This window comes from Chitinilyticum piscinae (genome assembly GCF_015223195.1).
Taxonomy (GTDB): domain Bacteria; phylum Pseudomonadota; class Gammaproteobacteria; order Burkholderiales; family Chitinibacteraceae; genus Chitinilyticum; species Chitinilyticum piscinae.
This window is the reverse complement of record NZ_JADFUA010000004.1, coordinates 1-11,927: the sequence shown is the minus strand read 5'-3', so window position 1 is coordinate 11,927 and position 11,927 is coordinate 1. Positions and strand designations below refer to the sequence as shown.

9 protein-coding genes are annotated in these 11,927 nt (G+C 54.0%); 6 read left to right on the top strand and 3 right to left on the bottom strand.

Annotated features, from left to right (window positions below):
* Positions 1-9: 9 nt before the first annotated feature.
* Positions 10-1,599, top strand: coding sequence for a peptide chain release factor 3 (locus tag INR99_RS08040; RefSeq protein ID WP_194115825.1), 1,590 nt, complete (start codon positions 10-12; stop codon positions 1,597-1,599).
* Between the two features lie 117 nt (positions 1,600-1,716).
* On the opposite strand, the gene INR99_RS08035 is transcribed toward INR99_RS08040, so the two are convergent.
* Entirely contained in the window at positions 1,717-1,995 is a 279-nt protein-coding gene (locus INR99_RS08035; RefSeq protein WP_228098169.1) for a hypothetical protein, read from the bottom strand.
* A 190-nt stretch (positions 1,996-2,185) separates the two neighbouring features.
* Between INR99_RS08035 and INR99_RS08030 the strand changes: the two genes are divergently transcribed.
* Entirely contained in the window at positions 2,186-3,040 is an 855-nt protein-coding gene (locus INR99_RS08030) for a dienelactone hydrolase family protein (protein ID WP_194115823.1), read from the top strand.
* Here the strand turns inward: INR99_RS08030 and INR99_RS08025 are convergent.
* Positions 3,019-4,518, bottom strand: a complete 1,500-nt coding sequence (locus INR99_RS08025; protein WP_194115822.1) for a mechanosensitive ion channel family protein — start codon at positions 4,516-4,518, stop codon at positions 3,019-3,021. The genes INR99_RS08030 and INR99_RS08025 overlap by 22 nt on opposite strands.
* Before the next feature lie 147 nt (positions 4,519-4,665).
* Between INR99_RS08025 and INR99_RS08020 the strand changes: the two genes are divergently transcribed.
* Together INR99_RS08020 and INR99_RS08015 are read left to right on the top strand one after the other, a co-directional pair.
* Positions 4,666-5,535 carry a lytic transglycosylase domain-containing protein gene (locus INR99_RS08020; protein WP_228098168.1) on the top strand — a complete coding sequence of 290 codons (870 nt, stop codon included), beginning with the start codon at positions 4,666-4,668 and terminating at the stop codon, positions 5,533-5,535.
* 207 nt (positions 5,536-5,742) lie between these two features.
* Positions 5,743-6,768: an IS30 family transposase gene (locus INR99_RS08015; RefSeq protein WP_194115821.1), complete on the top strand. Its 1,026-nt coding sequence runs from the start codon at positions 5,743-5,745 to the stop codon at positions 6,766-6,768.
* 282 nt (positions 6,769-7,050) lie between these two features.
* Here INR99_RS08015 and INR99_RS08010 read toward each other — a convergent pair whose 3' ends face one another.
* On the bottom strand, positions 7,051-9,900 hold the full coding sequence (locus tag INR99_RS08010) for a calcium-binding protein (RefSeq protein ID WP_194115820.1): 2,850 nt from the start codon (positions 9,898-9,900) through the stop codon (positions 7,051-7,053).
* A 150-nt stretch (positions 9,901-10,050) separates the two neighbouring features.
* Between INR99_RS08010 and INR99_RS08005 the strand changes: the two genes are divergently transcribed.
* Both INR99_RS08005 and INR99_RS08000 read left to right on the top strand, forming a co-directional pair.
* On the top strand, positions 10,051-11,139 hold the full coding sequence (locus INR99_RS08005; protein WP_194115819.1) for a helix-turn-helix transcriptional regulator: 1,089 nt from the start codon (positions 10,051-10,053) through the stop codon (positions 11,137-11,139).
* Between the two features lie 343 nt (positions 11,140-11,482).
* The coding region (locus INR99_RS08000; RefSeq protein ID WP_194115818.1) for a transposase at positions 11,483-11,927 on the top strand (445 nt) is incomplete at its 3' end.

The window sequence follows — 11,927 nt, the reverse complement described above, 5'->3', positions numbered from 1 at the left end:
CTAATACCCATGACCGACATTGCCCGTGAAGTCGCCAGCCGGCGCACCTTTGCCATTATTTCCCACCCCGATGCGGGTAAGACCACGCTGACCGAAAAGCTGCTGTATTTTTCGGGCGCGATCCAGAGTGCCGGTACGGTCAAGGGCAAGAAAGGCGGCAAATTTGCTGCATCCGACTGGATGGAAATCGAAAAGCAGCGCGGCATTTCGGTCGCCTCGTCCGTGATGCAGTTCGAATACCGTGACCACATGGTCAACCTGCTCGACACCCCGGGCCACCAGGATTTTTCCGAGGATACCTATCGCGTACTGACTGCGGTGGATTCGGCGCTAATGGTCATCGATGCGGCCAAGGGTGTCGAGGAGCAAACCATCAAGCTGCTTAACGTCTGCCGCCTGCGCAATACGCCGATCGTCACCTTCATGAACAAGTACGATCGCGAAGTGCGTGACAATCTGGAGCTGCTCGACGAAGTCGAAAACGTGCTCAAGATCCGCTGCGCGCCGGTCACCTGGCCAATCGGCATGGGCAAAACCTTCCGCGGCGTGTATCACATCCTGCGCGACGAGGTGATCATCTTTACCCCGGGACAGGGTCCTCTGGATGAAGTCGAGATCATCAAGGGGCTGGACAATCCGCGTCTGGATGAACTCTTCCCGCTGGAAATCGGCAATACCCGCATGGAGCTGGAACTGGTGCAGGGCGCCAGCCATCCCTTTGATCTGGATGACTTCCTTGCCGGCACCCTCACTCCGGTCTTCTTTGGTTCGGCGATCAACAATTTCGGTGTGCGCGAGATTCTGAACGCACTGGTTGACTGGGCGCCACCGCCGGGCGAGCGTGACGCTACCGTACGTGCGGTCAACCCGAATGAGGAAAAGTTCTCCGCCTTCGTGTTCAAGATTCAGGCCAACATGGATCCGAAGCACCGCGACCGCATCGCCTTCCTGCGGGTGTGCTCGGGCAGGTTTGAGCGTGGCATGAAATTCAAGCACCTGCGTCTCGGACGCGATATTGCGGCCAATTCGGTGGTCACCTTCATGGCGCAGGGTCGTGAGCAGATTGAAGAAGCTTTCGCCGGCGACATCATCGGCCTGCCCAACCACGGCAATATCCAGATCGGTGATTCGTTCTCCGAGGGTGAAGTGCTGTCCTTCACCGGCATCCCCTACTTTGCCCCCGAACTGTTCCGCGTGGTGCGCATCAAGAATCCGCTGAAGCTCAAGCAATTGCAGAAAGGGCTGCAGCAGCTCGGTGAAGAAGGTGCCGTGCAGGTATTCAAGCCGCTGAACGGTGGCGACCTGATTCTTGGTGCAGTCGGCGTGCTGCAGTTCGAAGTCGTAGCCTCGCGGCTATTGAACGAATATGGCGTCGAGGCCATTTTCGAATCCACCAGCATCTACACGGCCCGCTGGGTTACCTGCGACGATGCACGCATGCTGGCGGATTTTGAAAAGAATCTGGTCAACAACCTCTCGCGCGATGCGGCCGACAGTCTGGCCTATCTGGCCAGCAGCCGCGTCAACCTCGAGCTGATCCAGGAACGCTGGCCGAAGCTGCAATTCCACGCTACTCGCGAGCATGCGGTCACGCTTTAAAGCGCAATCCCGCTAAATGCGGTTTGCGTTACCCACGCTCGTAGCGAAGCCTGCCCGTGGTTCGTACAAACAAAAACACGCAGCGTTGCTGCGTGTTTTTGTTTCAAACCAGACCGATTACTGCGCGGGCCCACCATCCTTGACGCATTTGTTCACAAAACTAGTCTTGGCTGCCCCTGCCAGTTTCTTGTCCTTGGCGGCGCCCTCACAACGCTGAGTCACTGCGGCAGCAGTGTCCTTCTCGCATTTCTTGGTGAAACTGTTCTTCGCTGCACCGGCCAGTTTTTTTTCTGCAGCCTGGGCTGCGCACGTTTCAGCGGGTGTAGCGGCCATGACCATACCGCTGAACAGCAGGCCGGAGATAAGACAAACAAGACGCTTCATTGCAGACTCCATTCGGTAGGTTAATTGCCCGCTGACTATAGCAGTATGTCTGCAGTTCTCCAATCGGCCACACCGCCAAGCATACCCATAACCATATACATCCAAACACATTTTATTTATTGCCTTTTATTTGCATACCCCTATATTGCCGTTTGCAAGTGGGACTCCTATGCTGAGCTGATACTTCATCTGCGGAGCCCTCATGCAAACATTGCCACGTCGTAGCCTGCTCGAAGGCCTGCTTGCGACCGGTTTTGCCCTCGCAGTTCGCCCGGTCAGTGCAACAACCATCGTCACCCCTGCTGCCGGACTGCAAACCGGCTTCAGCGAGATTCCCGTTGCCGATGGCAGCATTCCCGCTTTTCATGCAGCACCGCTGGAGTCCGCAGCTCCGCTCCCGGTGATTCTGGTCATTCAGGAGATTTTTGGCGTACATGAACACATTCAGGATCTGTGCCGGCGACTGGCCGGCTGCGGCTATCTGGCCATAGCGCCGGAACTGTTTTTCCGTGAAGGCAATCCGCGCCAATACAGTGATATCGCTGAGCTGATCCGCACGATTGTCAGTCGGGTTCCCGATGAGCAAGTGCTGGCGGATCTGGATGCTGCACTGCGCTGGGCCGCCCGCCACGGGGGCGACCCGGCCAGAAGTGGCATCACCGGTTTCTGCTGGGGCGGACGCATCAGCTGGCTGTATGCGCGGCACAACCCGGCCATCCGCGCAGCGGCGGCTTGGTATGGCCGCCTTGGTGGCGAGCAGACTCCACTAACGCCACAGTACCCGCTCGATATTGCTGCTGAATTGCGTGTGCCGGTGCTCGGCCTCTATGCCGGTCGCGACAAGGGAATCAGCATGCAAAGCGTGGACAGCATGCGTCAGGCACTTGGCTCCAAGAGCGGCAGCAAGATCATTGTCTACCCTGATGCGGAACATGGCTTTAACGCGGACTATCGCCCGAGTTACAACGCGGCAGCGGCACAGGACGGCTGGCAGAACATGCTGGCCTGGTTCCGCGAACACGGGCTTGGCACGGATCAATCCAGGCCGAAGAAGTGACGGATGCGTGCCAGTAATTCGCCGTGAGCACTGACCGCGTTCGCGCTGGCTGCGGCAGTGTGATTGGCATTGGCCTGCTGGCGGTGTGAGAGCACTTGGGAAATGGACTCCGCCAGCTCGGGCCTTGCAGCCAGAATGGCCTGAAAGCCCTTGCGATCAAGCCGATAACACTCGACATAGCTTGCCGCGACCACGGTTGCCATTCTGGGTGCGCCGGTCATCATGCCCATTTCGCCGAAAATCTCGCCTTCGCCAAGCGTCCCCAGCATCCGCGCCTGCGGATGTCCGTAATCAAGCCAGATTTCCACCGTGCCGAAGGTCAAAATATACAGCCAGTGCGCCACCGCGCCCTGGCGGGTAATGACATCCCCTTTTTCGAAAGGGGCATAGAGCAATTCCTCGGCCAGCTGGATGCGCTCTTGCTCACTGAGGCTGGCAAACAACTCGATACGCTGCAATGCAGCACAACGATTGTGCAATTCGGTCGGCGATAGCTGTGCCTGGGCATCCGGCTGACGATTAAGCAATTCGAACTGGCGTCGCGCCAGCGGTGCAATTCCTTGCCGCCCCAGTGCTGCCAGCAGGTGGGCCCTGACGTGTGAATCAGTCAGGTCGTCCGCCTGAAAACGGGTCAGCCAGTAGCGCACGACATAATGGGCAACACCCTCCTGACTACCCATCAGCACCGTTGAGGGGGGCGGCTCACTGGCGACCCCCTCGATCGAGGTGTCAGCCAGCGCCTGCTCCGTCACGGCGATGATGCGCGCGGGAGCCAGCGCGGCATCGAGCTCCAGCGCAATATTGCGCCGCCATGCCGACTGCTCGCCAACTTGTCGCCCCAGCACGACAAAGGCGTTCTTCATCAGCCAGCCATTCGGGATCACGACGGTTTCACCACTGCGTGTTTCCAGCTGGGTCGATCGCCAGCCGATCTGGCTGACCCGCCCGCTGAATTCCCCGGCCTTTACCCATTGCCCTAGCCGCAGCGACTGATCCGCCTGCAATGCGATTCCCGAGAGGATATTGCCCAGCGTGTCCTGCATGGAAAAGGCCAGCACCGCCGTCATGACAGCCGAGGTGGTGACCAGCTGGGAGAGATCAAGGCCGGCTTCACGCAGGCGCAGCATCAGCCAGACCGCATACGCAGCCAGCAGCGCCATGTCCTCGGCAATACGCAAAGGGCGATAATGCAGCAGCGGCAACAACACGCGGAACAGCACCAGCCCGATCAGACGCAAGTAGAGCATGCCCAGCAGCAAGCGCAACAACTCTGGAATCAGTGCGCCGGCCTTGCCCAGTCCATGCTCAAGCCAGAGATTGCTGCTGCCATAGGCCGCCAGCCCGGCTCCGGCCAGCAACAGGGTCAGTCGCAGCGAACCACGTTCCTGCGGGTCACGCCACCACAGTATCCCGAAAAGCATGATGCCGCTGCCCAGCAGACTGGGCCAGGGATGGATCAGAAAGGGGCTCAGCCACATGGCATGCCTCCGGGTGGTGACAATTTGATTGTTGACCCGGCATCTGTGGAACTCAAGTCTGCCATCCATCAACGCAAGCGCAGTGCCGCAATTGTCACGACCTCCAGCCACACTATGCTGGAATCCCTGCCTGCATGGGAGTACACCATGCACCATCCTCTGCAGATCCCCTTATCAGTGGCACTGGTGCTCACCGGCTCGATACTGGCGGCACTAGCCCAGGCCAGCGACAGCTGGATGGATCAGGATCGCGCCGTTTTGCAAAAACTGGAACGCACGTCGCCCTGGAGTGCGGCGCGCGGCTATTGCCGGGCAGCACGAAACGGAACGATCGAAGCACAGTACCGGCTGGGCATGCTGTATGCATTCGGCAACGGAGTACCGCAAAATCGCGATTACGCGGCAAGCCTGTTTGCCGTGGCGGCGCAGCAAGGGCACGCCGAAGCTGGAGCCATGCTGGAGACCATCCGTCTGAACAGCGAGCAACTGCCTCCGTGCATGCTCGCCGATATCGACCCGGCACCGGCCCCCGCAGGGCAACTGGCCAGGCTGGATCGTCTGAGCCCGGGACAGAAACAGATTGCCCAGATCATTACCCAGCTCGCCATCTGGAATGATGTCGATCCACAACTGGCACTGAGTATTGCCATGGTGGAATCCGGGCTGAATCCGCATGCAGTCTCGCCGAAATCCGCCGCAGGCATCATGCAGCTGATGCCGGCCACGGCCGAGCGGTTCAATGTGCGCGATACATTCAATGTCACGCAGAACGTACGCGGGGGGATCAAATACCTACGCTGGTTGATCGTACGCTTTGATGGTGATATTGATCTGGTCGCCGCGGGATATAACGCAGGCGAAAAGGCCGTAGAACGCTACAAAGGCATCCCGCCATATCCGGAGACGCGCAACTACGTTGCCAAGGTTCGCAAGCTCTATCCAGCGGCCGTGCACGTGATTGATCGGGAGCGCTGGCAGGCCCAGCAAAGCGACCGACTGCCCCGCAGCAAAAAATAGCCACTCTTTGCAAGAAGTGCAACGACAACTTCAGGCCAGCGCAACCATTCTTGGAACGCTGTCGGAGGGTTACCACTCCTTGCTTCTGGCGGCGGAGTACGTGGTCAGAACCTTGAAAAAGTTAGTGACCCAATAGTGACCATGCAGTGACCAAACCAGACATGGCGGTCTCAAGATCCACGTGCAACACCCTGATAAGGTGTCGCCATGGCTTCTCACTACCACCATCTCAGCCCTGAAGAGCGGGCCTGCATCATGCAGATGCTCGCTCAAGGTCATAGCCTGAGGCAGATTGCCCGCGTGACCCATCGCGCACCCAGTTCACTCAGTCGTGAATTGCGTCGCAATGCGGCGACACGGCATTCGTATGATGCATCCCAGGCTGGGCTTCGCGCCCGGCGTTGCCAGCGTCAGCCCCGTCGACTTCCCAAGCTGCGCCCGGAGACGCTCGCCTTCGACGTAGTGATCGATTTGCTCAGAGAAGGCTGGTCTCCCCAGCAGATCAGCGGCAGACTGCGGGAACGCTACCCCGATGATCCCTCCCATCACATGTCACACGAAACCATTTACAGCGCTATCTACGCCATGCCGCATGGTGAATTGCGCAAAGAACTGATCCGCTGCCTGCGGCAAGGGCATGATGGGCGACGCAAACGCAGTCAGGGTGAAGATCGGCGCGGGCGATTACCGAATATGCTGAGCATCCACGAGCGTCCAGCGGAAGTGGAGAGCCGCCTGATTCCTGGTCACTGGGAAACAGACCTCATCAAGGGAGCAGGCAATCGCTCCTGTGTCGCCACACTGGTAGAGCGCAGCAGCCGGCTGGTGATGCTCGCCAAGATGCCTGATGCCAGCGCTGCTTCTGCACTGGAAGCGCTGACCCAGATGCTTAATCGCATCCCCGAGGCCGAGCTGCGCCAGACCCTGACTTACGATCAGGGGAGAGAGATGAGCCGGCATCAGGAGCTGACGGCGCGCACCGGCATCAAGGTGTACTTTGCCGATCCGCATAGCCCCTGGCAGCGGGGCAGTAATGAGAACGCCAACGGCTTGATTCGCCAGTATCTGCCCAAGGGAGAGGATCTGTCGGTGTTCAGCCAGGAAGAACTGGATGCGATCGCCCATCGTCTGAACACCCGGCCACGCGCCGTACTGGGTTTCAAGATGCCGATTGAAGTATTTGCCGAGTACTTTGATGCTGTGATCGAATCACGGCAGGCAAGCAAACATTAACCCTGTTGCACTTGGACCTTGAGACCGCCCATATTTTTGTGACAATGGCACCGCACAAAAACAAAAACCGCCAAATCAATGACTTAGCGGCAGACATCTGGAGCGGGCGAAGGGAATCGACTCCATCTCCGAATCAAAAATCTGATTTATATTCAGACATTATGGTATTACCACTAGGGAGTTGAGACTCAACAGTGACCACGAGCAATTGAAAATACAAACATAGTCCTGTCCTAGGGTTGATAACAAAGCAAGCAGAGTCTAGATTTCAACGTATCGGCGTCATGCCTGCAACCAATAATCAGTGTGTACAGTAGTTCCATTAATATTAGCAAGCAATATCAACTCATTACTTTCAACAAGTGCATCCGAGTCGCCGGCCTTGAAAAGAAACAATGATGACTGGATCCCGTTATCCACCACAAATATCCGCTCCGCTCCGATTGTAAAATTAGCAGTTGCAGCTCCTATTTTTGCTGCAGCGGAAGCAGCCGAAATATTTCCAGCAATATTGCTACTAAAAACGACCAATTCATTAGACAGCGAAAATACCCCTGAAGTAGTGCGAGTTATTGCACCTTCTAACACCCCATCTCGATCACCGACCCCTCCAAGCGACGAGCTATCGAGCACAATCCGATCTATTTTACTGGTGAAATCATTGACTTTATCCACCCCGCTTAAACTACCGAAAATAAAGCTATCAGATCCTGCTCCGCCAAACAACTGATCGTTCCCGCCGCCCCCCGACAGCGTATCATTGCCAAGGCCGCCACTCAAAGTATTGCCTCCCTCATTCCCAGTAATGAAATTCGCAGCAGCGTTACCTGATCCGTTGATACTTTGCACACCTTCAAGAGTCAGATTTTCTAGGTTGGCACCAAGGGCATAACTAAATCCGACATAAACGCTATCAATTTCAGTTGCCGTTGCACTTGTTTCAACAATTTGGTCAACTACATTATCTAAATGATAAGCATCATTTCCAGAACCACCATTAAGCGTATCCGCCCCCAAACCGCCATTAAGGCTATCATTTCCAAGCCCACCATACAGCACATTACTTGCTGAGTTTCCAATCAGCGAGTTCGAAAGAGAGTTGCCTATCCCATTAATCGCCATACTACCGGTCAAGGTCAATCGTTCGACATAATTTGCCAGCACTGCAGATACAGATGCCAACACCAAGTCATTACCATCGAAAGAGTGGGCCTCGATGACTTTATCGCCAACATTATCAACATAATAGACGTCATCACCTGCACCACCGACCATTGTATCGGCAGATGCGCCGCCATTTAATCTGTCGTCACCATTCATTCCTGTCAGAACATTAGCTGCGACATTCCCGGAAATTATATTATTAAGATCATTCCCCGTCCCATTAATCGCAACAATGCCAGTCAGAGTCAGCTTTTCTAAATTGCTACTCAAGGCGTAACTTACCGTAGATGAAACGCTATCATCCCCGGAATCATTCCCATCCACTTCGACAACCACATCTGCCTGATTATCTACAAAGTAGACATCGGAGCCGGCGCCGCCAACTAGGCTATCAATTCCAGCGCCCCCATTCAAAATATCATTGCCACCCCAGCCACTGATCGTGTCATTCCCGGCATCTCCAAGCAAGGTGTTAGCCCAGTTATTTCCCGAGAGTTTGTCGGCATAGCCAGTTCCAGCCAAGTTTTCGAAGCCAGTAAGCGCATCCCACCCTGACCCAACAGTATTTTGGGCTGTACTCAAGCCAAGGTCGACCACTACACCACGACCATTTGTCGCATGCATATACGATACAGTATCAGGATTGACACCCGTACCGGCATCAATAATATTATTACCCAGGCCTGCGTAAATAAGATTACCGAGCGAATTACCCTTCATATTTGCAGACCCTGTACTGGCTATCCAGCCACACTCGATTCTGTCGCCGCTACCGAACATGTTCCAATCAGCAAGATCAATATCTGCCAGATAACTTTTGACAGTATCGACACCTTGCACAGCATACTCATAAGCATAATCCATAGCACGATCGGCCATATTATCTATGATATATAAATCCCCTCCGTCCCCACCCTCCATATAATCTGCGCCGCTGCCGCCATCCAGCGTATCTCCTCCTCCCCAGCCACGCAAAGTATCATTCCCAGCCCCCCCAAAAATCAGATCATAATCTATATCTTGCTTCGACAATCCATTTTCCACGTAGGTCCAACCAGCATCGATTTCATCATTGCCATCCCCACCATAAATGGTATCATTCCCTGCCCCACCCAAAACACTATCGTTGCCGATACTCCCATCTACCGAATCATGCCCATCCATTGATCTTATTGTGTCATCACCGCCTGCACCACGGATAGTGTCTGCACCACCCCCACCCCAGAGCTCTTGGGAGGTATTATTTCCTGCGACTGTTAGATATGCGAACTTTAACCGTGTTGGATCTACACCATCGGAAACCACCCCAGGAAAAATCGAATTCCCATTGAAAACCCCATCATCGAATTTAATGGTAAAATCAACTCTTTTTATTGAATTAACTCCGGGGACATACATATTAAGAACCTCCCCGCCTTTGAAGTGCAATGCGATCCCACCGCGTGAAACCTGCCCATCATAAACCACCACACCCTCACTGATACTCAGCAAGTCGGTCGACTTGAACCCACGAAATACCAGATCAAATTCATATGGCGTTTCATAACCAGCCGCATTCAGGTCGCGATACGTACTAATTGTATCCATCCCGAATCCAGGATCAAAGATGAATACATCCCTCCCAAATCCACCTTCCAAGAGGTCATTTCCTGCACCACCAATAATCGTGTCCGCAAAGCGGCCATGTTCATATTGACTTGCACCTATAATAGTATCGTTGCCATCACCACCGATCATCACACAATGATCACCAAATAAATAATCGTCCCCAGCCCCACCATCCAAAGTATCGATGGGATGCAATACATCCCCTAATCCATCGTCGCGATGAACATCAATCGTATCATTACCGTCATAACCAAAGTATTGCTCGGCACTTGAACGGCCATCAAATAGGACATTTCCATTGTTGTCTTCAACATATTCATAAAGTTTGTCCGAAGCTGAGCTACCAACAGTGTATGACATACAACCTCCGTAGTTCTGTTGACTTGTGAAAGCGTGGCGTTGCCGTTAGCATGGATAAGAGCGGACCCCATGTCATCATCAATAGTGTGGATGACACACTGAACAGGTACTCCGATCATCATCCCATCGTCTGAACAGGGTCAAAACCTGATGGACCAGCTTCACCGCACCATTCATGCCATCTACGGCTTAGCCCTTGACCACAATGGCATTCCCAGCGTACTCAGCCAGATTGATCAGCTGGTTGGTCTTGCAGGGAGCCATTTAATGGGCATGAACCGCTTGAATCAGCAGGTTGTTTACAATGGCTGCACGATCGATCGCCCCAAACTGGTTGAGGATTATCAGTCTTATTTTCATGCCATCGATCCACGCCGGAGTTACACTGCTCGGCAGTCCGCCGGGCAACTGCTATTCTGCGCAGATGTTTTTGACAACAACTTTGTTCGCCATGATGCGTTTTACCAAGAGTTTCTTTCGGCGAATGATCTGCTCAGGGTAGCTGGTGGCTGCATATACCGTGATGCGCAGACCGAATTTTATCTTGCGCACAATACAGATGGCAGAAAGGCTGAATTTTCTGCTCAGCAGCGACAAATGATTGGGCTGATTTTTCCGCATTTCATGCAGTCGATGACGCTATGCCTCAAGACAGCCCAACTGCAGCAAGCATTGCATGCTGGTGAATATGGCTGTTCTGCACATCAGCAAGCCGCATTCTTCATCAATGCGGAAAGCCGACTTATCTATGAGAACACTGAAGCAAAACGGCTTATTGATGCCGGTCACAGTTTAATTCTTCGTAACGGTAGACTTGATAGTAAAGGTAAACCAGGAATGCTGGCAGGGAAAATTACAGCGGCACAGCAACTGGGAAGGCCACAATATCTGAAATTAGCTGTAGAGCCAGCACTATATATAACCATCATTCCTTTGCATAATGCACATACATTGACTTGGCTTGCAGGCCACTCTCCGAGCCTGATCGTACTTGCGAACCATGCGTTAATGGATGGACGCAATGACAACCAAAGGCTGCAGAATTGGTTTAGTCTGACGGATAGCGAGGTAAAATTGGCCAAAATGCTCTTGGCTGGGCATGCTCCGCAAACGATTGCCGAGCTTAATGGCGTGGCAATCTCAACAATCCGCACCCAGATTCGCTCGCTGCTAGGAAAAACTGGCATGCAATCATTGCAAGATTTACTGCGACTTCTAGCTAGACTCCCTCAGCTCTGAACTGAATTATTCCTCGCTCGGAATGGTATGCATTACAACCGTCGAGTAAATCACTGCGGGACTGCTTCAACACGAAGGCAACGACGTAAGCGGTGTAACACCAAACCGCTTAAGCTTTTGAATAACAAATACCAGCGATGATGAGCGCCTTGATCTGGGTTGATGACTTTGGCTCCTGCCCTTAGGGTAGAAGGTTAATGGCCAGGGTATCGCCATGCTGATTAGTCGGCCCTGAATAATTCATATGTCAATGATTTCAATGGTAAAACATGTCATTCCCCCCCATGAATTTGCAAGTTTTCATTAAAATCGACGCGTTTCCTTGCAAATTTTCGAGACCCGCATGGGCCCCAAACCGCTGCCACCGAAGCCCAATGATCTGTTTCGCCAACGTCTGGATGAGCTGGTCAATCTCCGGCACCCGCTGGTACAACTGGCGGAACACATCGACTGGAGTGTGTTCGAGCGGGAATGGGCTGGCCTGTTTCCCTCTCAGCGTGGACGACCGGCGCTGCCACCAAGGCTGATTGCCGGTCTGCTGTATCTGCAGCACACCTTTGATTTGTCAGATGACGACGTGGTCTGGGGCTGGGTGGAGAATCCCTACTGGCAACTGTTCTGCGGTGAAACCTGGTTTCAGCATCAGCCGCCGATTGACCCCAGTTCGCTGACCCGCTGGCGCAAACGCATTGGCGAAGAAGGGTTGGAATGGCTGCTCACACAAACCATCCGTGCCGCCGAATCGACGGGCGTGGTCAAACGGCAGAGTTTCGACAAGGTGATTGTCG